General features: G+C 59.7%; 29 protein-coding genes. 20 read left to right on the forward strand and 9 right to left on the reverse strand.

Annotated elements, in window-relative coordinates; translation table 11 throughout:
- Positions 1-8 precede the first annotated feature (8 nt).
- Both GRI44_RS02150 and GRI44_RS02155 read right to left on the reverse strand, forming a co-directional pair.
- Positions 9-530, reverse strand: a complete 522-nt coding sequence (locus tag GRI44_RS02150; RefSeq protein ID WP_160599821.1) for a GNAT family N-acetyltransferase — start codon at positions 528-530, stop codon at positions 9-11.
- Between the two features lie 79 nt (positions 531-609).
- Positions 610-1,797, reverse strand: coding sequence for a PQQ-dependent sugar dehydrogenase (locus GRI44_RS02155; protein WP_160599822.1), 1,188 nt, complete (start codon positions 1,795-1,797; stop codon positions 610-612).
- On the opposite strand from GRI44_RS02155, the gene GRI44_RS02160 reads away from it, so the two are divergent.
- Positions 1,796-2,425, forward strand: coding sequence for a ribonuclease HII (locus GRI44_RS02160; protein WP_160601180.1), 630 nt, complete (start codon positions 1,796-1,798; stop codon positions 2,423-2,425). The genes GRI44_RS02155 and GRI44_RS02160 overlap by 2 nt on opposite strands.
- 24 nt (positions 2,426-2,449) lie before the next feature.
- Here GRI44_RS02160 and GRI44_RS02165 read toward each other — a convergent pair whose 3' ends face one another.
- The gene (locus GRI44_RS02165; RefSeq protein ID WP_160599823.1) at positions 2,450-3,349 is read right to left on the reverse strand and encodes a hydrogen peroxide-inducible genes activator; all 900 of its coding nucleotides are present in this window, start codon (positions 3,347-3,349) and stop codon (positions 2,450-2,452) included.
- Positions 3,350-3,459: 110 nt separating this feature from the next.
- Here GRI44_RS02165 and GRI44_RS02170 point away from each other — a divergent pair, with 110 nt between their 5' ends.
- The 5 genes from GRI44_RS02170 (at position 3,460) to folP (ending at position 8,419) form a co-directional block, all read left to right on the forward strand.
- Positions 3,460-3,633 (forward strand): hypothetical protein, encoded by a 174-nt coding sequence (locus GRI44_RS02170; protein WP_160599824.1) that lies wholly within the window; start codon positions 3,460-3,462, stop codon positions 3,631-3,633.
- Positions 3,634-3,799: 166 nt separating this feature from the next.
- Positions 3,800-4,975 (forward strand): Na+/H+ antiporter NhaA, encoded by a 1,176-nt coding sequence (nhaA, locus tag GRI44_RS02175; RefSeq protein WP_160599825.1) that lies wholly within the window; start codon positions 3,800-3,802, stop codon positions 4,973-4,975.
- Entirely contained in the window at positions 4,972-5,901 is a 930-nt protein-coding gene (locus GRI44_RS02180) for a calcium/sodium antiporter (protein ID WP_160599826.1), read from the forward strand. Before nhaA ends, GRI44_RS02180 begins: the two co-directional genes overlap by 4 nt.
- A 225-nt stretch (positions 5,902-6,126) precedes the next feature.
- Positions 6,127-7,287 carry a site-specific DNA-methyltransferase gene (locus GRI44_RS02185; RefSeq protein WP_202386197.1) on the forward strand — a complete coding sequence of 387 codons (1,161 nt, stop codon included), beginning with the start codon at positions 6,127-6,129 and terminating at the stop codon, positions 7,285-7,287.
- Between the two features lie 19 nt (positions 7,288-7,306).
- Entirely contained in the window at positions 7,307-8,419 is a 1,113-nt protein-coding gene (gene folP, locus GRI44_RS02190; protein ID WP_202386116.1) for a dihydropteroate synthase, read from the forward strand.
- 45 nt (positions 8,420-8,464) lie between these two features.
- Here folP and GRI44_RS02195 read toward each other — a convergent pair whose 3' ends face one another.
- The 3 genes from GRI44_RS02195 to GRI44_RS02205 form a co-directional block, all read right to left on the reverse strand.
- Complete coding sequence (locus tag GRI44_RS02195; protein ID WP_160599828.1) at positions 8,465-8,878, reverse strand: hypothetical protein; 414 nt, start codon at positions 8,876-8,878, stop codon at positions 8,465-8,467.
- Between the two features lie 151 nt (positions 8,879-9,029).
- Positions 9,030-9,830, reverse strand: coding sequence for an SDR family NAD(P)-dependent oxidoreductase (locus GRI44_RS02200; RefSeq protein WP_160599829.1), 801 nt, complete (start codon positions 9,828-9,830; stop codon positions 9,030-9,032).
- Between the two features lie 114 nt (positions 9,831-9,944).
- Entirely contained in the window at positions 9,945-11,363 is a 1,419-nt protein-coding gene (locus tag GRI44_RS02205) for a sigma-54-dependent transcriptional regulator (protein ID WP_160599830.1), read from the reverse strand.
- Positions 11,364-11,589: 226 nt separating this feature from the next.
- Here GRI44_RS02205 and GRI44_RS14045 point away from each other — a divergent pair, with 226 nt between their 5' ends.
- The 5 genes from GRI44_RS14045 (at position 11,590) to GRI44_RS02225 (ending at position 15,075) form a co-directional block, all read left to right on the forward strand.
- On the forward strand, positions 11,590-11,715 hold the full coding sequence (locus tag GRI44_RS14045) for a hypothetical protein (RefSeq protein WP_269800965.1): 126 nt from the start codon (positions 11,590-11,592) through the stop codon (positions 11,713-11,715).
- An 11-nt stretch (positions 11,716-11,726) separates the two neighbouring features.
- Positions 11,727-12,857, forward strand: a complete 1,131-nt coding sequence (locus GRI44_RS02210) for an NAD(P) transhydrogenase subunit alpha (RefSeq protein ID WP_160599831.1) — start codon at positions 11,727-11,729, stop codon at positions 12,855-12,857.
- A 2-nt stretch (positions 12,858-12,859) separates the two neighbouring features.
- Positions 12,860-13,192, forward strand: coding sequence for an NAD(P) transhydrogenase subunit alpha (locus tag GRI44_RS02215; protein ID WP_160599832.1), 333 nt, complete (start codon positions 12,860-12,862; stop codon positions 13,190-13,192).
- A 62-nt stretch (positions 13,193-13,254) separates the two neighbouring features.
- A complete protein-coding gene (locus GRI44_RS02220) occupies positions 13,255-14,748 on the forward strand; it encodes an NAD(P)(+) transhydrogenase (Re/Si-specific) subunit beta (RefSeq protein WP_160599833.1) in 1,494 nt (497 codons plus the stop codon).
- Positions 14,749-14,751: 3 nt separating this feature from the next.
- Positions 14,752-15,075: a hypothetical protein gene (locus tag GRI44_RS02225; protein WP_160599834.1), complete on the forward strand. Its 324-nt coding sequence runs from the start codon at positions 14,752-14,754 to the stop codon at positions 15,073-15,075.
- Positions 15,076-15,082: 7 nt separating this feature from the next.
- Here the strand turns inward: GRI44_RS02225 and GRI44_RS02230 are convergent, their stop codons facing one another.
- Entirely contained in the window at positions 15,083-15,499 is a 417-nt protein-coding gene (locus GRI44_RS02230; protein ID WP_160599835.1) for a DUF2147 domain-containing protein, read from the reverse strand.
- 301 nt (positions 15,500-15,800) lie between these two features.
- Between GRI44_RS02230 and GRI44_RS02235 the strand changes: the two genes are divergently transcribed.
- From GRI44_RS02235 to GRI44_RS02270, 8 genes are all read left to right on the forward strand, one after another.
- Positions 15,801-16,982, forward strand: coding sequence for a parallel beta-helix domain-containing protein (locus GRI44_RS02235; RefSeq protein ID WP_232842948.1), 1,182 nt, complete (start codon positions 15,801-15,803; stop codon positions 16,980-16,982).
- The gene (locus GRI44_RS02240; RefSeq protein ID WP_160599837.1) at positions 16,979-17,983 is read left to right on the forward strand and encodes an SO2930 family diheme c-type cytochrome; all 1,005 of its coding nucleotides are present in this window, start codon (positions 16,979-16,981) and stop codon (positions 17,981-17,983) included. Before GRI44_RS02235 ends, GRI44_RS02240 begins: the two co-directional genes overlap by 4 nt.
- A complete protein-coding gene (locus tag GRI44_RS02245; RefSeq protein ID WP_232842949.1) occupies positions 17,940-18,950 on the forward strand; it encodes an alpha/beta fold hydrolase in 1,011 nt (336 codons plus the stop codon). The genes GRI44_RS02240 and GRI44_RS02245 overlap by 44 nt, the downstream gene beginning before the upstream one ends.
- Before the next feature lie 135 nt (positions 18,951-19,085).
- Positions 19,086-19,781: an aspartate/glutamate racemase family protein gene (locus GRI44_RS02250; protein ID WP_160599838.1), complete on the forward strand. Its 696-nt coding sequence runs from the start codon at positions 19,086-19,088 to the stop codon at positions 19,779-19,781.
- Between the two features lie 293 nt (positions 19,782-20,074).
- A complete protein-coding gene (locus tag GRI44_RS02255; RefSeq protein WP_160601186.1) occupies positions 20,075-21,235 on the forward strand; it encodes a deoxyguanosinetriphosphate triphosphohydrolase in 1,161 nt (386 codons plus the stop codon).
- The gene (locus GRI44_RS02260; protein ID WP_160599839.1) at positions 21,228-21,926 is read left to right on the forward strand and encodes an NAD(P)H-binding protein; all 699 of its coding nucleotides are present in this window, start codon (positions 21,228-21,230) and stop codon (positions 21,924-21,926) included. The genes GRI44_RS02255 and GRI44_RS02260 overlap by 8 nt, the downstream gene beginning before the upstream one ends.
- A 17-nt stretch (positions 21,927-21,943) precedes the next feature.
- Positions 21,944-22,399, forward strand: a complete 456-nt coding sequence (locus GRI44_RS02265; protein WP_160599840.1) for an ABA4-like family protein — start codon at positions 21,944-21,946, stop codon at positions 22,397-22,399.
- Between the two features lie 30 nt (positions 22,400-22,429).
- Positions 22,430-23,023 carry a DUF938 domain-containing protein gene (locus GRI44_RS02270; protein WP_160599841.1) on the forward strand — a complete coding sequence of 198 codons (594 nt, stop codon included), beginning with the start codon at positions 22,430-22,432 and terminating at the stop codon, positions 23,021-23,023.
- 105 nt (positions 23,024-23,128) lie between these two features.
- Here GRI44_RS02270 and GRI44_RS02275 read toward each other — a convergent pair whose 3' ends face one another.
- Both GRI44_RS02275 and GRI44_RS02280 read right to left on the reverse strand, forming a co-directional pair.
- Entirely contained in the window at positions 23,129-23,257 is a 129-nt protein-coding gene (locus GRI44_RS02275) for an Entericidin EcnA/B family protein (RefSeq protein WP_160599842.1), read from the reverse strand.
- A gap of 83 nt (positions 23,258-23,340) precedes the next feature.
- On the reverse strand, positions 23,341-24,231 hold the full coding sequence (locus tag GRI44_RS02280) for a DMT family transporter (protein ID WP_160599843.1): 891 nt from the start codon (positions 24,229-24,231) through the stop codon (positions 23,341-23,343).
- A 97-nt stretch (positions 24,232-24,328) separates the two neighbouring features.
- On the opposite strand from GRI44_RS02280, the gene GRI44_RS02285 reads away from it, so the two are divergent.
- The gene (locus GRI44_RS02285) at positions 24,329-24,559 is read left to right on the forward strand and encodes a hypothetical protein (protein WP_160599844.1); all 231 of its coding nucleotides are present in this window, start codon (positions 24,329-24,331) and stop codon (positions 24,557-24,559) included.
- Position 24,560: the final 1 nt, after the last annotated feature.

Raw genomic sequence — 24,560 nt, forward strand, 5'->3', positions numbered from 1 at the left:
TGCAGGCGTCAGCCCAGCCACGGGCCCAGCATTCCCTTTTCCGGAAGAACCGATGGATTATCGCACCGCACCAGCAGACGGTCCCGGTCAAACGGGCCGGGGCAATACCATTGGGCCGTGTGATCGGCGCTGAAGCCGAAGAACCGGCGGTAATATTCAGCATCGCCAATCAGCACTTGTGGCAGTGACACCGCGGCCGATGCGCTATGGTCCAGCGCGCGCAAGGCGGCGAGCATCAGCGCCTTGCCGAACCCTTCCTGCTGGCGTTCCGGAATGACCGCGACTGGGCCCACCATCAGCATCGGATGGGCGCGGCCATCGGGGTCAGTCAGGGCGACGGGCCACAGCTGGATGGTGCCGACCAGATAGTCCTCATCATCCAGCGCGGCGAAGCTGAGGGCCGGCAGCCATTCCACCCCTTCGCGCATCCGGTAGGCAGTGCGCGCATGGCGGTCGGGGCCGAAAGCCCGGTCGAGCAATTCTTCGACCAGCGTGGCGTCAACATTGGCAAGGGGGACTATGGTGGACATGCGTGCTCCTGAAGCGAGCGCGCCGATAGGTGGCAGGAACTCTCCTGTCGACAGTAATTCACCTATCGGCGCATCACGCTCAGCTTGGGGTAAGGCGCAGCAGACGTGCCTTTTCGCCATCTTCCAGCAGCCAGATTGCACCGTCCGGCCCTTCCACAATCTCGCGGATCCGTTCGCCCATGTCGTACCGGCCGACTTCCACAGGCGCTGCGCCGCCCATTTTGAGATGGATGATGGCCTTGGTCTTCAGCCCGGCAATCAGCGCATCGCCGCGCCATTTGCCGAACATATTGCCGCTGTGGAAGATGAAATCGCCCGGTGCGATTACCGGCGTCCAGCCAAAGACAGGCGCAGCCAGATCAGGCCTTGTATCATTGTCAGGAATACGCTTGCCATCATAATGATCGCCATCAGAAACAACGGGCCAGCCATAATTGGCGCCCGCCTTGACCAGGTTCAGCTCGTCACCGCCCGCAGGCCCGTGTTCCAGATCCCACAAGCGTCCCTCGGCATCGAATTTCAGGCCGAGAATGTTGCGGTGGCCATAGGACCAGATCTGGCTGGTAATGCCGCCTTCATTGATGAAGGGATTGCCAGCAGCAGGCTTCCCGTCCAGCGTCAGGCGGACAATGGTGCCCAGATTGTTGGACCGGTCCTGCGCAGGTTCGCCCTTCTGGCGTTCACCGCTGGCGATGTAGAGATATTTTTCATCCGGCGAAAAGGTGATGCGGTGCGAATAATGGCCGCGCCCAGTAACCTTGGGTGCCTGCCGCCAGATCACCGACATCTGTTCGATCCGGCACGCATTGGCTGCGGCGCACACCAATGTGCCTTGCCCGACAACCGCGCCGCGGGTGTCGCCTTCGCCCGCTTCTGCCCAGCTGAGATAGACCGTGCGCCGGTCCAGCTTCGCATTGGCCTGTGATGGCAGGAAGGCAATATCGCCAAGCCCGCCCTGACCGCCGTAATCCACTGTTGGCACGCCGCTGACAGTGCCTGTCTGGCCGGTGGGCGTATCGACAAAGGTGATTGCGCCTGCTTTTTGCGTGATGAACAGCATTTTGGTGCCCGGCGCAAACGCCGCGGCCCAGGGTTCTGCAAAGGTGCCATGTTCGGTAACGGAAAATGGCCCGACGGTGCGCGCATTGGCCGGCGCGGGGGTGGATTGTGTTTGCTGCATCCTGTCCACCGATGCTTCAGTGCCGCAGCTTGCGAGCGAAACAGAGGCAGCAGATAGGAGGAGGGCAATGAGCTTTGAGTTAGACATGTCCACGCTTTCCGGGATACCCGATCAGGAAATTGACACCGAAACACTGGTTTTCGGCGTTGATGAAGCGGGCCGCGGCCCACTGGCAGGGCCGGTTGTGGCGGCTGCGGTGGCACTTTGCAAGCCGCGGCCTGCCGGGCTTGACGATTCCAAGAAACTGAGTGCCAAGCGCCGGGCATCATTGGATATTGCCATCCGGCGGCGCTGTGCCTGGGCCGTGGGCGTGGTGGATGTGGAAATGATTGACCGGATCAACATTTTGGGCGCGACTATGCTGGCCATGACCCTTGCGGTGGAACGTCTGGCACAGACCCTCGGCAAAGACCCGCACGGCGTCCTGATTGATGGCAATATGACACCGGCTGGCCGGGCGGCGGGCTGGCGCTGGGAAGGGCAGGCCATCGTGGGCGGCGATGCGCTGGAACCGGCCATTTCGGCAGCCTCCATCATTGCCAAGGAATGGCGCGACAGGATTATGCTCGACGCGGCCCGGCAGCATCCGCAATATGGCTGGGAACGCAACAAGGGATATGGCACGCGCGACCATATGGCGGCGCTGACCGAACATGGGCCGTGCCCATTGCACCGCCGCAGCTTTGCCCCGGTGTCGCAGATGATCCTGCTTTAGCGTTCCTGATCTAGCGTTCCTGATCTAGCCCAGTAACTCACGCGCCTCGGCGGCGATCACGGCTGCGATTGCGGCATAGGCATCGCTGAAAGCCGCGCCTTTGCGCCATACGGCAGAAATGGAGCGGTTCGCCTGCCAATCATCGATACGGAAGGGTTTGACCATATCCTCGCCGCCGGTTTCAGACCGGACATAAAGCTGTGGCAGAACTGCCAGGCCCAGGCCGGAACCGGCCATCTGGCGCAGGCTGTCAAGGCTGGTGCCTTCATAATCGCGCAGCAACCGGGCCCCGAGTTCAGCGCAGATGGCTTCTGTCTGCCGGTGATAGTGATGCCGCGGATCGAGGCTGAGGACGGGCTGGCCTGAAAAATCCGCTGCGCTGAGATGCGCTGACTGGTGCAACGGATGGTCTGGTGCGCCAAACAGGTTCAAACCTTCTTGAAACAGCGCCGTTTTTTCCAGACCGGTGATGGGCTGGGGGATGGGCGTCAGCACCATGTCGAGCGTGCCGTTCATCAATTCATCGATCTGGTCGTCAGGAATGCCTTCGCGGATATACAGGCGCAGCGAAGGATGTTCGCGGTGCAATCTGACCACGGCATGGGGGATAAGATAGGGGCCAAGCGTAGGCGTGACGCCGAAACGGATGGTGCCAGCCATGCCGCTTGTGCCAGCTTCGGCCAATTGGCGTATTTCCGTCACATCCAGCAAGATGCGGCGTGCCCGGCTGGCAATTTCCCGGCCAATCGGCGTCAGGCTGACCGGCCGGCCACGTTCCACCAATTTCACCCCCAGGCGGGCTTCCATTTCCTTCAGCTGTTGGCTGAGGGTGGGCTGGGTCACCGGAATGCTCTGGGCAGCACGGCCAAAATGGCGGGTTTCGTCCAGAGCGACCAGATAGCGAAGCTGTCTTAATGTGGGCATGATAGAATTTATCTATCAAACTGCGGCATATCTTCCAATTGGATTTATGAAAATGCCAATGGCAATACGGCGGGGACAGGGACGATACATCTCATGCAACGGAGGCTGGAATGAAAAGCTACCTCGAACGTCTGACCCATCGCCATCGGCGAATTAACCGCCTGATCGACACGACCAAGGCGGCAGGCATCCAGGAAGACCTGAAATTGCTCAAACGGGTGCGCCTGCGTTTGCGCGACGAAATTACCGAACTGCAAAATGGCAGGCGACCAGCCATGCGCTAGTTCGGTCAGCGGTGCGCGTGTCTCCTCTCTCCCCTCCTGTGGATGTGCGCACCGCTACTAATTTTCAAAGAACCGTCGGGCGGCGCCAGTGGACATAATCCGGCGCCGCCTTCATGCATGCCCGCCATACATTCTATCACTCACCTAATTGATCGGGACACAGCCTATGTTTGTTGCCAGCGCTGCGCAGTCTTTGCGTGATTTTCTGAAGGAAGAAAGCGCTGGCGGCGTGGTGCTGATGGTGGCGGCGGCCTGCGCGCTGGTGCTGGCCAACAGCCCGCTTGCGGCTGCGTATAATTCCGCGCTGGCAACAGAAATTGCCCTGACTGTCGGCGGTGCCGGTATTGAGAAACCGGCCCTGTTGTGGATCAACGACGGGTTGATGGCGCTGTTTTTCTTTCTGGTCGGGCTGGAAGTGAAACGCGAAGTGCTGACCGGCCAGCTGTCCAGCTGGAAACAGTCTTCGCTGCCGCTGTTTGCGGCCATTGGCGGCATGGTGCTGCCAGCCTTGGTGTTTGTGGCAATCAACTGGAACCAGCCTGAAAATCTGGCGGGCTGGGCCGTGCCTGCGGCCACCGATATTGCCTTTGCGCTGGGTATCCTGGCCTTGCTCGGCAGCCGGGTGCCAGTGGCGCTGAAGGCATTGCTGCTGGCGATTGCGGTGATCGATGACATTGGTGCAATTGTTATCATCGCGCTGTTTTACACCCCGTCTGTCGATGTATCGATGCTGCTGGGCGCGGTGGGTGTGTTTGCGGTGTTGCTGGCCATTGGCAAGGCGCGTGTGGGATCGTCATTACCCTATGTGATATTGGGCGCGGCCTTGTGGTTTTTCGTGCTGAAATCGGGCGTCCATGCCACGCTGGCAGGCGTGGCGCTGGCCATTACCGTGCCCATGAACGACCGCAAGGGGCGCGATGTGCTGGAACGGATGGAACATGGCCTGCATCCGTGGGTGGCGTTTCTGGTGGTGCCGGTGTTTGCGCTGGCCAATGCCGGGGTTTCCTTTGCGGGCATGGAACTGTCTGCCTTTGCCGCCCCGCTGCCCATGGGTATCGCGCTGGGCCTGTTTGTGGGCAAGCAGCTGGGCATTTTCGGTTTTGCATGGGCAGCAGCCAGAACCGGCATTGCCAGTCTGCCCGAAGGCATCAGCTGGAAGCAGGTTTACGGCCTGTCGCTGATTGCCGGGATTGGCTTCACCATGAGCCTGTTTATCGGCAATCTCGCCTTTGCGTCTGCTGACCAGATTGCCGCGGTCAAGTTGGGCGTCATCAGCGGATCGCTGGTGGCTGCGCTGGCCGGAATTTTCATTCTTCGAAATGCAGAAAGTAATCCGCAATGACAATGCCACTTTTGATGTGCCTTGCCGGGCTGGTGGGCCTGGGGCTGGGCGGTGACTGGTTGGTGAAAGGGGCGGTGGGGATTGCGCGGCGCGCGGGCATGTCCAACCTTCTGACAGGGCTGGTAATTGTCGGTTTCGCCACCTCCATGCCGGAACTGGTCACCAGCGTGGAAGCGGCATTGGCCGGTTCGCCCGGCATTGCGTGGGGCAACATTATCGGCTCCAACATTGCCAATGCTTTGCTGATTTTGGGCGCAACCGCGCTTGTTGCGCCGATCATTCTGACCGGCACCGGGCGCCGCGATGCCGTGGTTGCGCTGCTGGCCAGCGTGCTTGTGTGGATTTTGGCCATGCAGGGTCTTGCTTCGGTGTGGCTGGGGCTGGGGCTGCTGGCGCTGACAATTGTCTATATCGTCTGGCGCTACCGCTACCCCCGGTTTGAAGAAGGCGATGATGATGAGGCTGATGGCGAAGCGGAACTGTCAGTCCCGCGGTCGCTGTTCTGGCTGGCAATCGGCCTTGCCGCACTGGTGGCAGGCGGACAGGCACTGGTGACCGGCGCGATCGAGATTGCCGGCATGGCAGGCATCAGCGAAACGGTCATTGGCCTTACCGTGGTGGCTGTGGGCACATCATTGCCGGAACTTGCCGCATCGGTGGCCGCAGCCATGCGCGGCAAATCTGCGCTGGCGATTGGCAATGTCGTCGGGTCCAACATCTACAATCTGCTGGTGATCGGCGGTGTAACCCTGGTCATTTCACCCCGGCCAATTCCCCTGGAAATGGTTGACATGGAACTTCCGGTGATGGCGGCAAGCGCGCTTGTCATCCTGGTGATGTGCTGGTTTGGCCGGCGCATCAGCCGGGTGGGCGGCGCATTGCTGCTGGCAGCCTTTGCCATCAACACCGCCCTGCTGTTTGCGTAATGGCGTTTGCGTAATGGCGTTGGCGTAATGTTTGGCCAATGAGTCCTTAGCGCCACACCCCCAGATGGCGAGTCTGGCGAAGCGCAGGAGACTCAACATCTTGTGGGGGACTCTTTTCGTTCTCCCTTAATTGATTACCGGTTAACCGCCGCTGCCCATCATTCCTGCTTGACGTGGAGTCCGCGAGGACTCACCCTGTGGATAAGTCCAAATGGGGGAATGAACATGCCGGTCCTGGAGACCACCAAAACGCGCGCGCGCCCGCACACCAAAGTGTCGGCCAAAACGCAGGCGATAACGCTGGCGCGCAGCGAAGACCTGCCGCTGGGCAGCATTCTTGCGGGTGATTGCGTGGAAGCCATGCGCAGCTTGCCGGACAATAGCGTGGATTGTGTGTTTGCCGATCCGCCCTATAATCTGCAACTGGGCGGCGATCTGAACCGGCCTGATGGCAGCCAGGTTGACGCTGTGACTGATCATTGGGACCAGTTCGACAGCTTTGCCGTCTATGATAAATTCACCCGCGAATGGCTGACAGAAGCGCGGCGCGTGCTGAAGCCCGATGGCGCCTTGTGGGTCATCGGCAGTTATCACAACATCTTCCGCGTGGGCGCCATTCTGCAGGATCTGGGCTTCTGGATCCTCAACGATATCGTGTGGCGCAAAACCAACCCGATGCCCAATTTCAAAGGCACGCGGTTTACCAATGCACATGAAACGCTGATCTGGGCGTCACAAGGCGAAAAGGCCCGATATCAGTTCAACTATCGCGCCATGAAAACGCTGAATGATGAACTGCAGATGCGGTCGGACTGGTCCATGCCCATCTGTGCAGGGCAGGAACGCCTCAAGCATGATGGCCACAAGGCCCACCCCACGCAAAAGCCCGAAGCCTTGCTCTACCGGGTGATGCTGGCGACCACAGAAAAAGGCGATGTGGTGCTGGACCCGTTTTTCGGCACCGGCACTACCGGCGCTGTGGCCAAGCGTCTGGGTCGCAACTGGATTGGCTGCGAGCGGGAAGATTTCTACCGCGATATTGCGATGAAGCGGATCGAGAAGGAACTGCCGCTGGATGAAAGCGCGCTGGAAACCATGCAAAGCCAGAAAAGCGCGCCCCGCGTGGCATTCGGCGCGCTGGTGGAAAACGGCTATATCGAGCCGGGAACGCAGCTGTTCGACAAGAAACGCCGGTGGATTGCCACGGTCCGCGCTGATGGTTCGCTGATCTATGAAAAACAGGTTGGCTCCATCCACGGGCTGGGCAAGGAACTGCAAGGCCTGCCAAGCTGCAATGGCTGGACATTCTGGCATCTGGAACATGGCGGTGATGTGAAACCGGTTGATGCCATAAGGCAGATTTATCTGCTTGCGACCGAAGATTGACGGCATCGCGGCTGCCATCATGACCCAGGTTTATATCCGCCCCATCGGCATTGCCGCCAGTCCGCAGGCAGAAGCAGGCGACGCTGTGCGACTGGCAGGCGGGATGGTCTATGCCCACAGGTTTGCAATTCTTCTGCGGCAGGATGGCGAAGTGACCCTGCGCGAGCGGGTATCGCCGGAACATATGGCACAGGCATTGGGGCGGCTGCCGGACAGTGTTGCCGCAGAAGCGGAAGCGCAGTGGACGTGCCTGCGCTTTGCCCATCCGCCCCTGCAATTGGGCGAGAGAACAGTGCGGCTGGACCAGCCGCAGGTGATGGGCATTCTGAATGTCACTCCTGACAGTTTTTCCGATGGCGGTGCATTTCTGGATAATCCCGAAGCAGGCCGCGCCCACGCTGCGGCCATGCTGGAAAGCGGCGCGGCCCTCGTGGACATTGGCGGTGAAAGCACACGCCCTGGCGCTGCGGCGACCTGGGAAGGTGACGAGTTGGAACGGGTGCTGCCCGCGGTTGAATATTGCGCCGCCATGGGCGCTGCCATCAGCGTGGACACGCGGCGGCCTGCGGTGATGGAAGCAGCGCTGGCCAAGGGCGCGCACATCATCAATGACGTATCGGCCCTGCGCCATGATCCGCGCAGCATGGCCCTTGCCGCAGCGCAGCAATGCCCGGTGGTGCTGATGCATTCACCAGGCAAGAGTGATGATCTGCACGCTGATGCAGACTATGATAATGTCGTGTTTGACGTGTTCGAATGGCTGAAAAATGCCCGAAATCATGCGCTTGACGCCGGCGTCCAGCGTGAGAACATCTTGCTTGATCCCGGCATCGGCTTTGGCAAGACGCTGGCGGAAAATCTGGCGCTGGTGAATGCCTTGCCCCTGTTTCATGCGCTGGGGCAGCCAATAATGCTGGGTGCAAGCCGCAAACGCATGATTGGCGCCCTGTCGAACGAAGCCGATGCTGCACACCGGCTGGGCGGCAGCATCGCCTTTGCGGTGGCGGGGATGGATGCGGGCGTGCAATTATTGCGCGTGCATGATGTTGCCGAGACGGTTCAAGCCCGCAATGTGTGGCGCGGCCTGCGTGATGCGGCGCTCACGGATTTTTCGGATATTCCTGCCGACTGAACCTGCGCTTTGCCTGAAGCCGCGGCAGATTGTCTACTTAGCGCCCTAAGCGGCGCCTTGCGGTGCCTCGACACGGCTGATCAGTTCCTTGAAGGCGGCGGCCATCCAGTCTTCGTCAATTTGATTAAAAGCGGCTGATACTGGCGTGATATCGCGCACGGTATATTTGCTCCGCTCGATCTGTTCGGGCCGCACCTGTGCGCGGCCATTTTCCAGCGTGATGACGATGGCAATGATACGGTTGCTATGCACTTTGAGGATGAAACGCTTGATATCGCTGGTCGCGCCTTCTTCGGTCAGCGCGAAATCTCCGCGGCTTTCCAATGCACCGTGGGCGAGCGCCACAAGCTTGGCCAGCATCGGGCCTTCTTCGCGGTCCCAGCGCAATCTTTCGAACAGGAAGCTGTCCACATCTCTGGATAAACGGTCAAATTCGAGCTGCAGACTATCTTGGGACAAGGGCTTTTTTCCAAAAAAATGTAGCGTGCCCTGCGGTAAAAGGCCGCAGGCTTCGCGCATTGTCCGGCTTTGATAGGATGAACTTCCTAATATTTTGGCCCTGACTGGGCGATATCTGGCCCATCATTCCTTCGCCGCAGGGGTCTGTTTGTTACAGCGAATAGCCGCCGTCTGTCACCAGCACGGTGCCAGTTATATTGGCGGCGGCATCGGACAGCAGGAAGCCTATCTCGCCTGCCAGTTCATCGGCGGTGGCAAATTGCTGGCGCGGCGTTGTTGATGCCATGCCTTTCAACGCCGCATCGCGGCCATGCTGCGCCACGGCTTTCTGAAAATCCTCGCCAGCATTCCAGATGGCGGTGTCCACGCCGCCCGGCGCAATGGCGTTGACGCGAATGCCATGGGCTGCATTTTCTGCAGCGGCGATGCGCGCCATATGCGCCACTGCGGCCTTGGCCACGCCATAAGGCCCGATCCCGGGCACGGGTTTTACGCCCGTGACCGAAGATGTAACCACGACGCTGCCGCCGCGCATGGCGCCGCCATCTTTCCGGAGCGCGCGCAAGCCCGTGCCCAGCGTGAGAAATGCCCCGTCCAGGTTCACGTCCATCACCCTGCGCCATTCCTGAAAAGACACATCTGCCATGGTGCCGCTGCCGCCGATACCGGCATTGACCACCACATGATCCAGCGGCCCAAGGCCCGCTTCACATTCCGCCCACCGCACAGGGTCCGCCACGTCAAAGGCGTGACGTTCAATGGTGCCGATGTTGCTTGTGTCACTGCTTGCCAGTTGCAGATTTTGCAGCGCCGCCTCGTCCCGGTCAATCAGGACCAGCCGGCTGATGCCGTGCGCGGCCAGCCAGCGCGCCACGCCAGCGCCAATGCCCGATGCGGCACCTGTCACCAGGGCGCTGCGGCCCGCAAAATCAAACGGGTTGGGGCGGGGCATGGGCGGTCTCCGGCAAAAATCTGTGTTTGTGCGTCTTACAAGGCTGCATCAACTGACTACAACGCGTTTTACTATGGGCCGGTAGAGGGCCGCTATTTGGCAGGTATCTGGCTGTTATGCGGCGTCGCCAATACCCAGATCGCCCAGCTTGCGGTATAATGTGGACCGGCCAATGCCAAGCCGGCGAGCCACTTCGGTCATCCGTCCCCGATAATGGCCAATGGCCAGACGGATGACATCAGCCTCGATATCTTCCAGCGGCCTAAGATTGCCATCGGCAGTATACAGCATGACGCCCACGCCTTCCTGCATCGGATTGATGGCTTCATCAAATTCGCCCAGCATTTCGGACAATTGCGGGAAACTGTCGGCGGTGAGCGTTTCTCCGTCGCAGAACACCGCAGCTCGGAAAAGCACTGCCTGAAGCTGGCGGACATTGCCCGGCCAGTCGAACGCGGCCAGAAGGGACAAGGCCTGATCCGTGATGGAAAGCGTGCGCAGCCCCGGTTGTTCGCCAATGCGGGTGAGGAAATGGCGCGTCAGGGCAGAAATGTCGCCCTGCCGTTCGCGCAAGGGTGGCAGCACAATCTTGCTTGCTGAAATGGCTTTGAGCAGCCCTTCGTCAAAATGCCCGGTCGCGACCAGATCAGCCAGCGGCAGATTGCTCGCGGCAATCAGGCGCACATCCACCCGAAAGCCGTGTTTTGCGCCCACGGGCCGGACAATGCCGCTGGTCAGGGCTTCTGCCAGCACTTCCTGTAAAGGGGCCGCCAGCCGGTCGATCTCATCCAGCACCAGCGTGCCGCCATCGCAATGTTGCAACGCGCCGATCTGCCGGTCGAATGCGCCGGGAAAAGCGTTTTGTTCATGGCCGAACAGGGCCGATTCAATGGAATTGGCCGGCACACCGCCGATATTGATGATGCGCAGCGGCGCTTTGGCGCGGGTGCTGGCCAGATGCATGGCCCGCACCAGCATTTCCTTGCCCGTGCCGCTTTCACCTTCAATCAGGACCGGGCCGTGCCCGCGCGCGGTTTTGGCCGCATTGGCAAGCGCCGCCCGGAATGATGGCGCGGTGCCGATCATGGCATCGAAATCCAGCTTGGCGGGCATTTTTTCGGTCAGCGGCTGCAATTCGTCTTTCGGCGGCTCCAGCCGGGTGGCGCTGCGCAGCGCTGTCATCAGACGGTCGGGCGCGACGGGTTTGACCAGATAATCTGTCGCCCCTGCGCGCATCGCTTCAACCGCCAGCAGCGGCGATGCGCTGGTGGTCAACATCAGGATCGGCATGGCGGGGCGGCGGGATTTCAGTTCTGCAATCAGTTCGCAGGCCGCATCACCCGGCACCCATTGGTCAAGGATGATGGCAGATAATTGCATACCCTGTCGCGTGCCCAGCGTGGCAACCGCGGTTTCTGCGTCATTGACCACCAATACCCGCCAGCCTTCACGCGCGGCCAGCGCCGTGATCAACCGGCTTTGCGCCGGTTCATCATCGATCAGCATCAGCAATCGCGCCGTGTCTTCTGCCATAATCTCTCAAAACCGTCCCGCTGCGGTACACAGGCACGATCTAGTCAAAACCAGTAAAGGTCCGATTAAGGACAAGAACGATTGCTGTGCGGCGGTGCCGCAAATGCAGCCTGCGTAAATGAAAATACGCCGGCGGCACGGGGTAAGTGCATCGGTAAGGGTTGCTGATGGCTGCGCTGCGCGATAGACAATGCCGCAACGACTTTTACAAACAAGGGAATGCAAGATGGCTTCTGCAAAAGACATGAATGCAGCAAACAAAACCTACGGCAGCTTTATCGGGCTGCTGAAATGGTCTGTTCCGCTGATTGCTATTATCGCCATGATCATCGTGATCCTGATTGCTGACTGAGCGAATATAGATTGCGTATTGCTGTTCTGAAGGAACGCGCTGCCGGCGAGGCCCGCGTTGCTATCATTCCTGAAACGGTGAAGAAATTTGCCGCTTTGGGTGCGACCCTTGCGATTGAGGAAGGGGCAGGCAGCAGCGCAAGTATTTCTGATCAGGCGTATGCCGATGCGGGCGCTGAAATAACTTCTGCCGCCAATGCGGTGGCAGGGGCCGATATAATTTTGGCCATTCAGGCACCTGATGTGGCTGATTTGTCGGGGGCAAAACCGGGCGCATGGGTCGTTGCCACTTTTGATCCGTTCGGCAGCAGGCAGCGGGTGGAAGCCTATGCCAGCGCAGGCCTGGAAGCGCTGTCGATGGAATTCATGCCGCGCATCACCCGCGCGCAATCCATGGATGTATTGTCCAGCCAGTCAAACCTGGCCGGTTACAAGGCGGTGCTGTCCGCGGCGGATGAATATGGGCGCGCCTTTCCGATGATGATGACTGCTGCCGGCACCATTACCGCGGCGCGCGCCTTCATCATGGGGGTGGGCGTGGCCGGATTGCAGGCGATTGCCACCGCGCGGCGGCTGGGCGCACAGGTTAGCGCCACCGATGTACGTTCTGCGACGAAGGAGCAGATCCAGTCACTGGGTGCAAAGCCGATTTTCGTCGAAAATGTCGCCGGTATCGAAGGCGAAGGCAGCGGCGGTTATGCCACCGAAATGAGCGAGGAATATCAGCAGGCGCAGGCCGAACTGGTGTCGAGCCATATTGCCAGGCAAGATATTGTCATCACCACCGCGCTGATCCCCGGTCGCGCCGCGCCGCGCCTCATTTCCGATGCGCAGATCGCCACCATGAAACCGGGCAGCGTCATTTACGATCTGGCCGTGGCGCAGGGCGGCAATGTGGAAGGCAGCATCCCCGATCAGATCGTGGTGAAACACGGCGTCAAGATCATGGGTTATTCCAATACACCTGCCCATCTGGCGGCAGATGCGTCTGCGCTGTTTTCCCGCAATCTGTATAATTTCCTCAGCGCGTTCTGGGATGCAGATGCTGGCAGACCGGTTCTGGATGAAGAAATCGGCGATGCCGTCCGGCTGACCCGCGATGGCAAGATCGTCAATGAGCGGTTGCTCGGCCAAGGGGGGTAACCGTGGATTTTATAGCAATTCTTTCGATTTTCGTGATGGCATGTTTCGTCGGCTATTACGTGGTCTGGTCGGTAACACCGGCGCTGCACACGCCGCTCATGGCGGTGACCAATGCCATTTCATCCGTCATCATCGTGGGCGCGCTGATTGCTGCTGCCGGCGCTGGTAATCCCGTGGCCAAATGGCTGGGGCTGGCGGGAATTGTGCTTGCCAGTATCAACATCTTTGGCGGTTTTGCGGTCACGGCGCGCATGCTGGCGATGTATAAAAAGAAGGAACGGCCAGCGGCTGCTGCTGCCAAGGGGGCTGCTGCTGCCAAGGGGGACAAGGCATGACGCTTCCTCCTCCAACCCTCCTGCCGCCAATGACATCACAAATGCCGCCACCTGCGCCCCCTATGGCGCAGCAGTTTCCTGATATTCCGGCCGTGGGCGAAGCGCTGGTCAGCCATGCGGTCAACCCGTGGGTGGCGCTTGCCTATCTTGCGGCTGGTGTATTGTTCATCCTGGCCCTGCGCGGATTGTCTTCCCCATCCACCAGCCGTGCGGGCAACCGTTTCGGCATGGCAGGCATGCTGATTGCCATTGTGACCACGCTGGTGACGCATCAACTGGCCAGCCTTCCTGAAATTCTGGCTGCAATTGCCGTTGGCGGCGCCATCGGCTGGGTCATCGCGCGGCGCATTGCCATGACCGATATGCCCCAGCTTGTGGCGGCATTCCATTCACTGGTCGGCCTTGCCGCCGTGCTGGTGGGCTGGGCTGCGTTCCTCAACCCCGAAGCGTTTGACCTGCTGGTGGTAACAGGCGTCAGCAGCAATCAGGATCTGGTCAGTATCAAGACCGCCATCGGCCCTGTCAGCCGCGTGGAAATGGCGCTGGGCGTGGCCATCGGCGCGCTGACATTTTCAGGCTCGGTCATCGCATTCCTGAAACTGGCGGGCAAGATGAGCGGCGCGCCCATCCTGCTGCCCGGGCGGCACATCATCAATCTTGGCATCATTGTCGCCATTCTGGGCCTGACCGCAGCATTCGCCATGGGCGAGGTGGATAATACCACATATTTTGCTGCCATTACGGTGCTGGCTTTCATCGTCGGTTTTCTGCTGATCATCCCCATTGGCGGCGCGGATATGCCGGTGGTTGTGTCCATGCTGAACAGCTATTCCGGCTGGGCGGCAGCGGCCATGGGTTTCACTTTGCACAATACCGCCATGATCATCACTGGCGCACTGGTCGGCAGTTCGGGCGCAATTCTGTCCTACATCATGTGCAAGGCCATGAACCGCAGCTTCCTTTCGGTCATTGCCGGGGGTTTTGGCGCAGAAGCAGGCCCATTGGGTGATGGCGCAAAAACGGACCGCCCGTGGAAACGCGGCAGTGCGGAAGACGCGGCGTTTCTGCTGAAAGAGGCGGAAAACGTCATCATCATTCCCGGTTACGGCATGGCCGTGGCGCAGGCCCAGCACGCACTTCGTGAAATGGGGGATGTGCTGAAAGGCCACGGGGTCAATGTGCGTTATGCCATCCACCCTGTTGCAGGCCGCATGCCCGGCCACATGAATGTCCTGCTGGCCGAAGCCAATGTGCCCTATGATGAAGTTTTCGAGCTGGAAGACATCAACAGCGAATTTGCGCAGACCGATGTGGCCTTCATCATCGGCGCCAATGACGTGGTCAATCCGGCCGCGAAAACCGACAAATCCAGCCCCATTTACGGGATGCCGGTGTTCGATGTTGAAAAGGCGAAGACGGTCATGTTCATCAAACGCAGCATGGGCGGGGTTGGCTATGCCGGGGTGGACAATGACGTGTTCTATATGGACCAGACAATGATGCTGCTGGCAGATGCCAAGAAGATGGTCGAAGAGATCATCAAACATCTGGACTAGCCCATGCGCGCCAGAATCCTGTGTGCAGTGATCGCTTATATAGCGGTGAGCGGCTGTGTCGACCGGGTGGTGGAAAGCCGGGTGCGCTCTGCCTTGTCGGATGCCGGCCTGTCAGATGGCAACGCCCAATGTATGGCGTCACGCATGGTGGACCGGCTGACTATCGGGCAACTGCGCAAGCTGGAAGAACTTAAAGCCCGTGCTGGCGAGGCTGAAAAACCAGCCCGCCTGCGCGATTATGTGGAACGTGTCAGGCGGGTGGGTGATGCTGAAGTCATCGCTGTGACCACCAGTTCCGCCGCGCTGTGCGCCGCAGGGCTGGGCTGACAGTGCCTCAAAATTTGGTGAAGCTGACCGATTTGCAGAACACCATGACGCAGCCCTTGACCTTTAGCTTGCTGCCATCTCGCGAAACGTCGGCGTTGAAATAGCGGCCGTCTTCGGGGCTGTAACCCTTACCTTCGAAACTGTCCGCATCGGGCGACAGGTTCCAGAAAATCGGCATCCCCAGCAATTTGCGGTTCCGCTTGGATTTGTCCGGGTTTTTCGCATCCAGCGCGCCGCCCTTGGGTTCTGCCACCAGAAACCGGTCAATTTTGCCGCACATGGAATTGCCGCATTCGTAAAAGGAAATGACCGAGCGGCCATCATCGGTTTTCCACTTGCCAGCGATGGATGCAGGCGACGCCATGGCAGGTGCAGCCGCAAAGCCGGCAAGAACGGTGGCGGCGACACATGTTGAAATTCGCATGGTATATCCTTTGGTTGGCTGGAAGTGTGGCACCTTGACCTTCAGGCGAAAAGTATTTTTATCATAACGTTTGCTGGCGCGTCTTGGTTTCACGGTAATTTTCGCGCATCATGCCGGGTGGAAGAGGGGAATTACCATGACAAAGCTGAACGTTGCCTGCTGGACAGGGGCCTGCTGGACCGGGGCATGCTGGACTGGGGCCTGCTGGACTGGGGCCTGCGTAAAGAGGTCCTGCCTCAAGGGAAACCATCTTGGAGGCGCCAGCCTTTCCACCACTTGCCTTACCCTTTTGGGCGCGGTCTTGGCCACCGGCCTGATTGCCGAACCGGCAGCGGCAGGTGTCGTGGAGATTGCCGCTGGCGAAGGCGCGCAGGAACGGTTGCAGGAAGCCTTGATTATGGCGCAGCCCGGTGACGAGATCGTGCTGGGCGCAGGGCGCTTTGCCCTATCGGACGGATTGTCGCTGGATGTCGACAGTGTGACGCTTCGCGGCGCAGGCATGGATGCGTCCATTCTCGATTTCACGTCCCAGCAGGGTGCCGGCGAAGGGCTGCTGGTCACGTCCGATTTTGTCACCTTGCGTGATTTTGCGCTGGAAAACCCCAAGGGTGACGGGGTAAAATCCAAGGGCGCTGACGCCATCATCTATCACCGGGTCAGGGTAACATGGACCAATGGGCCAGCGGCCACCAATGGTGCCTATGGCATTTATCCTGTCGAAAGCACCGGCGTGCTGATCGACGGTGCCAAGGTATCAGGCGCGTCTGACGCAGGCATTTACGTTGGCCAGAGCCGCGCAATCACCGTGCGCAATTCCATCGCCGAAGCCAATGTCGCAGGCATCGAAATTGAAAACAGCCGCGATGCGCTGGTGGAAGGCAATGTGGCCACGCGCAACACCGGCGGCATACTGGTTTTTGATCTGCCCAACCTGCCAGTCATGGGCGGCGGGAACGTGATTTTGCGAAACAATCTTGTGGTTGCCAATGATGAACCCAATTTTGCCCCGCCGGGAAATATCGTGGCAAATGTGCGGCGCGGCACTGGCATATTGATCATGGCCAATGACAGCGTGCTGGTGGAAGGCAATATTCTGAAAGACAACCCCACTGCCCATGTGATGGTGGTTGCCTACACCCAGGAATATCAAGACACGCGCTACAACCCCTATGCCCGCAATGTCGTCGTGCGCGAAAATACCTTTGGCCGCGGCGGCGACGATCCGCAGATTGACGGCGCGCAGCAATTGCTGGCCGCATTTGGCGGCGCATTGCCGCCGGTGATGTGGGATGGGCTGGCTGAAGGCGAAACCGGCCTGACCGCAGATGCAGGGGTGGCCGGCTGGTCGCTCAATCTGAAGGCAGTCGGACAGGGGCTGGCAGCCGCACAGCCCGGGCCGATGGCGGTGGCTGCGCCGACTTTCCAGTTCGACGATGCCACGGTGGGCGCGCCGCAGCAGATGGAAGCGCGCCTTAGCAGATGATCAAACCTGTGTTTCTTGCGCTGGCGCTATCTGCTGCTGTGGGCGCGATGGCCACTGCATCGCAGCCGCTTGAAGGCGTAAGCGATGCGGCCATTACCGATGGCGGGCTGGTTACCAAACTGTCTGATTTCGGCTTTTTTGCAGATGGCGTTGCCCAGCTTCCTGCGGACGGCGTCATTCCCTACCGGCTCAACACCCCGCTATTTTCCGACGGCGCTGAAAAACTGCGTTTCGTATATCTGCCGCCTGGTGCGCAGGCCGTTGCAGACGGGGAAGGCCTGCTGGCGCTGCCGGTTGGCGCGGCGCTGATTAAGACATTTGCCTTTACGCAGAATGGCAGGCGGCAATTGGTGGAAACGCGGGTGCTGCTGCACCGGGCAGATGGCTGGACGGCGCTGCCCTATCAATGGAACGACGACCAGACAGAGGCACGGCTGGTGATTGCAGGGGCGCGGGTGCCCATCACCACACCTGCCGGGGAAACCATCAGCTACCGCGTTCCCAACAAGAACCAGTGCAAGGAATGTCACGGGCTGAACGGCGCTGTCATTCCGATCGGGCCAAAGGCCCGCAACCTGTCTGCTGACTGGCTGGCGCAGCAGGTGGCCAGCGGACGGCTGGACCGGATGCCGCAGGTCGCCGCATTCCTGCCAGTATGGGAAACTGGGGCGGAGCAGCCAGCCGCTGCTGCAGCGCGCGCCTATCTGGATGTGAATTGTGCCCATTGCCACCAGCCCGGTGCCACGGCCTCCAATTCCGGGCTGGACCTGCGCTGGCAGCAGCATGATGCCCACGCCATCGGGATTGGCAAACGGCCGGTGGCAGCAGGGCGCGGGTCTGGCGGGCATGAATTCGATATTGTTCCGGGGCGCAGTGACGCGTCCATTCTGGTCCACCGCATGAAAAGTCTGGAAGGTGGGGTGGCGATGCCGGAACTGGGGAAATCGACCCTTGATCATGATGGTATCGCAGTGGTGGAACGCTGGATTGATGGAATCTGACAGCATGAAACGGGCAGGGTGGATATTGCTGATACTGGCCGCAACTCTGCTGGCCGCATTCCTTGTCTTTCGCACGCCCGATACAGACCCGGCTGCAATGCGGGCCAAATATGCGGGCCCACCATCGCAATTCGTCACTCTGCCAGATGGGCTTACAGTGCATTTGCGCGATGAAGGCCCGCGCGGTGCGCCCGTCATCCTGCTGCTGCACGGATCAAACGCTGATCTGAGCGCGTGGGACGATTGGGCTGCACGGCTGAAAGACCAGTATCGCATTGTTCGCTATGACCAGATTGGCCACGGGCTTACCGGCCCTGCGCCAGACGGCGATTATATTCAGGCCGCCTTTGCGGGCACCATTGATCAGGTGGCGGACACATTGGGCATTGACCGATTTGTCCTCGGCGGAAATTCGATGGGCGGCGGTATTGCCCTGGCCTATGCGTTGAACCATCCACAGAGGCTTGACGGACTGGTCCTGGTGGATGCGGCAGGCGCGCCGGTCAGGCGTGAAGGAGGCGGAAATATCGGCTTCACCCTGGCACGGATGCCGGGCATCAACCGGCTGATGACGCAGATAACACCGCGCACACTGGTCGAGCGCAGCTTGCGGCAGAGCGTGTCCAACACCGCGATTGTCACCCCTGCATCGGTTGACCGCTATTGGGAAATGCTGCGCTATCCGGGTAACAGGGCGGCCACTGCGGCGCGGTTTGGCCGCAAGCGTGAACCCTTTACTGAAAAAGCTGTGCAGAACATGGCGGTGCCAACGCTGGTGATGTGGGGGCAGGAAGATGCGTTCATTCCCTATGCCGCTGCTGGCTGGTTTGCGAAGAACCTGCCAGCTGCCACGAGCGTTTCCTATCCGCAAATCGGCCATTTGCCGATGCAGGAAGCGCCTGACGCAAGTGCGGCTGACCTGCGCCGCTGGCTTGGTAAATTGCCATTAACCACGCAAACACGCTGATCCGGCCGGGCTTCCAAGGCGGGTGGACTGGCAGGCAAGGGCTGGTTAAGCCGCTTTGAATGGGCCAGAAATGCTGGCCTGAACACTTGCGTGAACTTTGGCCGCAAAACTGGCCTGAACAAGGGGCATAATTCGTTGCGTAAACTGGGGTTGATTGGCGGTTTGAGCTGGGTTTCCACGGCAACCTATCTGGAACAGATAAACCGTTTTGTGCAGCGCCGGGCCACCCGCCGCACCACAGCGCCATTACTGATCGAAAGCCTGGATTTTGCCGATGCCTTCGATCTGCGCGAAGGTGCCGACTGGACCCGCTATGGGGATGAGCTGGCAAAATCTGCCTCCAGGCTGGAGCAGGCAGGCGCCACAGCATTGCTGATCTGCGCCAATTCCATGCACCGCACTTACGACCAGATTGCCGCTGCGGTCGATATTCCGGTGATCCACAGTGCTGATTGCATTGGCACCAAAATGGCCAGTGACGGTGTGACCAATGTGGCCCTGATTGGCCGCCGCAGTGTCATGATTGAAAATTTCTACCGCCAGCGGCTGGTGTCCCACGGGGTCGATCTGATGGCCCCTGACATGGGCAATGTGGAACTGGTGGACCGGATTATTTCCGAAGAACTGATGGTTGGCAAGACCAGCCGCAATGCGGAACGGGAACTGCGGACCATCATCGCCAAAAAGGCGCAGGCGGGGGCAAAAGCAATTGTGCTGGCCTGCACGGAACTGGAACTGGTGGTGGATGTCGATGCCAATGTGCTGCCGATTTACGATTCCGCGCGCATCCACTGCGAAGCCGCCGCCGATTGGATATTGGGAGAAGGTTGAGGGTTTGCCGGCCTATCTGGTCACATGCCCGAAATGCTGAAGATCGGACCGTCTATCTGCATATCGGCAACTGCCGCGACCGATAGAATAGCAGAAGACGCAGGGGCATTATCTGGCCTCCTGCACTGAAATATCGGGATTACCGGCGCATTCAGATCGACCGGACAACTCCGGGCCGTCAGTCACACGACTGGCGGCCCTTCTTATTTCGGCCCTGGCGCCTGCCCTGATTTACGATGTTGCCCGATTGTTCCCGTTGTTTGATGCCGCTGCCTCTCGTAAGCCCGCGCAACATGACCCGCGCCCCATTTGCTGCCGATCCTGCCGCCTCGCGTGGCCGTGAATTTCCTGAAGACCGGGATGGAACGCGCGGACCGCGCAGCGAATTTCAGCGCGACCGTGACCGGATTATCCATTCCATCGCCTTCCGGCGGCTGCGCAGCAAGACGCAGGTGTTCATCTCGCCCGATGGCGACCATTACCGCACGCGGCTGACGCACAGTCTCGAAGTGGCGCAAATTGGCCGGGTGATTGCCCGCGCGCTGGGGCTGGATGAAGATCTGACCGAAGCCCTGTGCCTGGGGCATGACATCGGCCATCCCCCCTTCGGCCATGCGGGTGAAACGGCTCTGTCACAGTCGATGGAGCGGCATGGCGGGTTTGATCACAACGCCCAGACGCTGCGCACATTGATGCGGCTGGAAAGCCCCTATTGCGACCATGAAGGGCTGAACCTGACGTGGGAATTGCTGGAAGGCATGGCCAAGCATAATGGTCCTGTTGCAAACCCAGGCTGGGCGCTGGCGGAACTGGACCGTGATTTTCCGCTGGAACTTGACCAATATCCATCCCTCGAAGCGCAGATTGCGGCGATTGCGGATGATATTGCCTATGACAACCACGATATCGACGATGGTTTGCGCGCCGGAATGCTGGACCTTGATGATCTGCTGACGCTGGATTTCGTGGCGGACCAGTGGCGCCATGTCGAACGGCGGTTCCAGCGCGCGCCGCTTGACCGGCAATTGCGCGAACTTGTGCGCGGCCAGATCGGCGTGATGGTCAATGATGTGATCGAGCAGACGAGCAACGCTGTTGCAGGCTGTGACACGGTTGGCCAGATTCGCGCGGCGGGCAGGGCGCTGGGCACATTTTCACCGCAGATGCAGGCGGATGAAAGGCGGCTCAAGAAATTCATGTATGATCGCCTGTATTACCATCCTGAACAGATGGTCACATCGGAACGGGCGCGCGATGTTGTTGCGCGGCTGTATGCCGCCTATGATCAGGACAGCAATTTGCTGCCCGAAAGCTGGCGGCAGTCGCTGCCGCAGGCAGAACCGGATCGCAGCCGGCACATTGCGGATTTCATCGCCGGAATGACCGATAGATATGCCATTGATCAATGCGCGCGGATTTATGGCAAGATGCCTGAAGGATTAAGCAATGTCTGAGCAGGTCCGGATTGCGCTGGTCGGGGCCACCGGCCTAGTCGGGCGCGCCATTGTCCAGGCGTCCACCGGGCGCGAAGATATGCGCCTGGTTGCCATTGCGCGGCGCGAAATGAAGCTGCCCACCGGTGCGCGGATGGAAATGTTCGTGGCGGATCCGACCAAATGGAATGAAGTGATCGACGCGGTGAAGCCCGATGTGCTGATCAACGCGCTGGGCACGACATGGAAAAAATCCGGCAAGGATGAAGCTGCGTTTCGCAGCGTGGACGAGCAACTGGTGATGGAGGTGGCGTGCGCGGCCCACAAAGCTGGCGTGAAACGCTTCATTTCCATCAGTTCTGTCGGCGCCAGCCTGGCGGCCAAAAATTTCTATCTGCGGGTCAAGGGCGAGGTGGAGCGCGACCTTGGCAAGGTGGGTTTCAAACGGCTGGATATTTTGCGGCCAGGTCTGCTTCGCGGCCTTCGTGAACATGACATGCGGGCCGCTGAAGGGCTGGGCAGGCTGGCAGCGCCGCTGATGAATTTGGCATTGCATGGTAGTTTCAGGCAGTATCGCGCCATCAGGGCCGAAACGGTCGCAGATGCTGCCCTGGCGCTGGCATTCAAGAAAGCCGGCGGCAAATTCGCGCATGACAATGACGCCATTATTCGCGCAGCACAGGCGCTCACCCGCCCTGTCATGACGCCCTAGCAGCACAGGAAACGGCAATGTGGCAGACAGTTTTCAGCGCGGTAAATCTGATCGCAATTGCCGGGTGGATCGTGCTCATCTTTCTGCCCCGCAGGCCGCTGCCGCTGACTGCGGTTCTGTATCTGGGGGTCGGGCTTTTATGCCTCGTCTATAGCGCGGGGCTGGTCGCCATATTGTCGGGCGCTGTGGATGCTGTCGGCCCGGCGGACGGGGCTGCCAATTTTTCCACCATCGAAGGCGTACGCGCCATTTTTGCTTCGGATGGCGGCGTGACCATCGGCTGGACGCATTATCTGGCGTTTGATCTGTTTACCGGCCTGTGGATCGCCCGCGATGCCGATGCCAAGGGGTTTTCCCGGCTGGTGCAGGGACCGGTGCTGCTGGCTACGTTTCTGGCCGGTCCATTGAGCCTGTTTGTATGGCTGATCGTGCGTGAACGCAGGGCGCGCAAGCACGGGCGCATGAAAGTCTGATACTGGCTGCAAAATGACATGCCAGAAACCATGAAACGCCATGCCCCTGCCACAGCGCGAAACAGTGCGGCCATTGCGGCCATTCTGGCGCGCGAACTGCCCGCATGCGGCACCATATTGGAAATCGCCAGCGGCACAGGTGAGCACGCCGTATATTTCGCCCGCGAATTCCCAAGCCTTGTATGGCAGCCAAGCGACAGTGATCTGGAGGCATTAGCCTCCATCAACGCATGGCGCACGCAGGCGGGCCTCGACAACTTGCTGGCTGCTGCCGAAATTGATGCTGCCAGCCTGCATTGGCCGGTAGAAACTGCCGATGCCATTGTGTGCATCAACATGGTGCATATCAGCCCATGGAGCGCGGCGGAGGGTCTTTTCCGCCACGCGGGGCGCATATTGGCAAGCGGCGCGCCGCTCATTCTTTATGGGCCGTTTGCGGAAAAAAACTTGCCGACCGCGCCGTCGAACATTGCGTTTGATGCCAGCCTCAGGCAGCATGACCCGGCATGGGGCCTGCGCGATGTTTCAGCGCTGGACGAACTCGCCAGCCATTGTGGCATGAGGCGCACCGCGCGCCATGTAATGCCTGCCAACAATCTGATGCTTGTCTATCGGAAAATCTGACAGGGACGCATACATCACATCGCGGCTTTTATTTGCCGCCAAAATGCAAATGTCCGCCGGATTGCTCCGGCGGACACCTTGCGACCCAAAGAAGGGTGACTGAATTCAGATTGCTTCGTCGCCAGCCTGGCCGACCGATTCAATGTCGTTGCCAAGGCCCTTGACCGTGTTGCAGGCGGCTGCCGACATGGTCATTGCGGTGATGCCGACGGCGATAAGAATTTTACGAACCATAATCTTCTCTCCATTTTGGCCAACAAGGCCGATCGAGAGTCTTAACGCTGTTTCTGACCAGCAGTTCCTCAACTGTCGGAGTTTTATTTCTGCGGGCTATTGGCTAATCGGTGTTCGCGCCATGCGATAAGCAATCCGGCACCCACAATCAGCGGCGCGCCAAGCCATGTGGCGGCAGTGGGCAAGCGGTCGAAAATGGCCCAGCCAAACAAGGTTGCCCATATGATCGCGGAATAATCCATCACGATCACGCTGGCGACAGCGCCAATGCGCAATGCCACTGTCAGCAAAAATTGGCCAAAAATCCCAAACAGCGCAAGCCCGCCCAGCAGCATCCATTCATAAGGCGTATGGGAGCGGGCGACAAAGGGCAGGGACAGGGCCAGAACCGGCGTGGTGAAAGCGGAGAAATAAAACACCGTGGTCAGCGGATGTTCCGTTTTACCAAGATCGCGGATCTGGATGGAAATGAGGGCGATCATGAATGCAGCCGACAGCGATACGGCCGCGCCCAGCAAGGGAATATCGCCTTTGCCGGGCTGGGCGATAACCAGCACACCGGCAAACCCCATGATCACCGCTGCCCAGCGGTAACGCCCGACCTTTTCATGCAGCAGCAGGGCGGAAAGGATGACTGCCCATATTGCGGATGTGAAATTGAACGTGGTCGCTTCCGCCAGCGGCAACAGCAGCACGCCGCCAAAATTCAGCACCATGCCAATGAGGCCGAACGCCGCGCGTTTGCCATGCAGGCCGATGCGTTGCGTTTTGAGAAGATGCAGCGATCCCGCCGCGAAAAACCAGCCTGCCAGCACGGGCAGGGTAACCACCTGCCGCCAGAACAGGATTTCTGCCAAATGGACCCCGCTTTCCCCCAGCAGTTTCACGAACACCAGCATCACGGACAATACGAACGCCGCGCCCAGCCGGACCACCAGTGCAAAAACCGGCCTTTGCCGGGGAAGTTCGCTCATGAAGCGGCCTTAGGCGCTGCCTGGCAATTCTCAAGCAACAAGAATTTGCAGCCACGAGTTGCCCTGCTGCCGCACAGTAGCCATATCGCGCGGCGCGATGACACTGCACCAGTTCCTGACTTTTGCCAGCGAAGCCGAAATTGCCGGCTTGTGGGGGCTGGGCATGATCGGCATTGCGCTGCTTGCCTTGCTGGGCGAACGGCGCCGCATGAAACGGGCGCGCATCGATGGTGTTGGCTGGGTGCCGTGGACCAGCATTTTCATGACCAGCGCCATTATCGGCGCCGGTCTGCTGGCCTTGTCAGCCAAGGGGCTGATGGCAGGCTGAA

Source organism: Allopontixanthobacter confluentis (genome assembly GCF_009827615.1).
GTDB lineage: Bacteria > Pseudomonadota > Alphaproteobacteria > Sphingomonadales > Sphingomonadaceae > Allopontixanthobacter > Allopontixanthobacter confluentis.

Excerpts from the sequence above, each read along its gene's own strand:
- GRI44_RS14045 (WP_269800965.1), top strand. The coding sequence starts at position 11,590 with ATGGCTTCTGCAAAAGACATGAATGCAGCAAACAAAACCTACGGCAGC.
- GRI44_RS02225 (WP_160599834.1), top strand. The coding sequence starts at position 14,752 with ATGCGCGCCAGAATCCTGTGTGCAGTGATCGCTTATATAGCGGTGAGC.
- GRI44_RS02275 (WP_160599842.1), bottom strand. The coding sequence starts at position 23,257 with ATGGTTCGTAAAATTCTTATCGCCGTCGGCATCACCGCAATGACCATG.
- GRI44_RS02265 (WP_160599840.1), top strand. The coding sequence starts at position 21,944 with ATGTGGCAGACAGTTTTCAGCGCGGTAAATCTGATCGCAATTGCCGGG.
- GRI44_RS02165 (WP_160599823.1), bottom strand. The coding sequence starts at position 3,349 with ATGCCCACATTAAGACAGCTTCGCTATCTGGTCGCTCTGGACGAAACC.
- GRI44_RS02255 (WP_160601186.1), top strand. The coding sequence starts at position 20,075 with ATGACCCGCGCCCCATTTGCTGCCGATCCTGCCGCCTCGCGTGGCCGT.
- GRI44_RS02160 (WP_160601180.1), top strand. The coding sequence starts at position 1,796 with ATGTCCACGCTTTCCGGGATACCCGATCAGGAAATTGACACCGAAACA.
- GRI44_RS02280 (WP_160599843.1), bottom strand. The coding sequence starts at position 24,231 with ATGAGCGAACTTCCCCGGCAAAGGCCGGTTTTTGCACTGGTGGTCCGG.
- GRI44_RS02260 (WP_160599839.1), top strand. The coding sequence starts at position 21,228 with ATGTCTGAGCAGGTCCGGATTGCGCTGGTCGGGGCCACCGGCCTAGTC.
- GRI44_RS02155 (WP_160599822.1), bottom strand. The coding sequence starts at position 1,797 with ATGTCTAACTCAAAGCTCATTGCCCTCCTCCTATCTGCTGCCTCTGTT.
- GRI44_RS02170 (WP_160599824.1), top strand. The coding sequence starts at position 3,460 with ATGAAAAGCTACCTCGAACGTCTGACCCATCGCCATCGGCGAATTAAC.
- GRI44_RS02150 (WP_160599821.1), bottom strand. The coding sequence starts at position 530 with ATGTCCACCATAGTCCCCCTTGCCAATGTTGACGCCACGCTGGTCGAA.
- GRI44_RS02185 (WP_202386197.1), top strand. The coding sequence starts at position 6,127 with ATGCCGGTCCTGGAGACCACCAAAACGCGCGCGCGCCCGCACACCAAA.
- GRI44_RS02180 (WP_160599826.1), top strand. The coding sequence starts at position 4,972 with ATGACAATGCCACTTTTGATGTGCCTTGCCGGGCTGGTGGGCCTGGGG.
- folP (WP_202386116.1), top strand. The coding sequence starts at position 7,307 with ATGACCCAGGTTTATATCCGCCCCATCGGCATTGCCGCCAGTCCGCAG.
- GRI44_RS02270 (WP_160599841.1), top strand. The coding sequence starts at position 22,430 with ATGAAACGCCATGCCCCTGCCACAGCGCGAAACAGTGCGGCCATTGCG.
- GRI44_RS02285 (WP_160599844.1), top strand. The coding sequence starts at position 24,329 with ATGACACTGCACCAGTTCCTGACTTTTGCCAGCGAAGCCGAAATTGCC.
- GRI44_RS02230 (WP_160599835.1), bottom strand. The coding sequence starts at position 15,499 with ATGCGAATTTCAACATGTGTCGCCGCCACCGTTCTTGCCGGCTTTGCG.
- GRI44_RS02245 (WP_232842949.1), top strand. The coding sequence starts at position 17,940 with ATGATGGTATCGCAGTGGTGGAACGCTGGATTGATGGAATCTGACAGC.
- GRI44_RS02240 (WP_160599837.1), top strand. The coding sequence starts at position 16,979 with ATGATCAAACCTGTGTTTCTTGCGCTGGCGCTATCTGCTGCTGTGGGC.
- GRI44_RS02220 (WP_160599833.1), top strand. The coding sequence starts at position 13,255 with ATGGCGCAGCAGTTTCCTGATATTCCGGCCGTGGGCGAAGCGCTGGTC.
- GRI44_RS02200 (WP_160599829.1), bottom strand. The coding sequence starts at position 9,830 with ATGCCCCGCCCCAACCCGTTTGATTTTGCGGGCCGCAGCGCCCTGGTG.
- GRI44_RS02205 (WP_160599830.1), bottom strand. The coding sequence starts at position 11,363 with ATGGCAGAAGACACGGCGCGATTGCTGATGCTGATCGATGATGAACCG.
- nhaA (WP_160599825.1), top strand. The coding sequence starts at position 3,800 with ATGTTTGTTGCCAGCGCTGCGCAGTCTTTGCGTGATTTTCTGAAGGAA.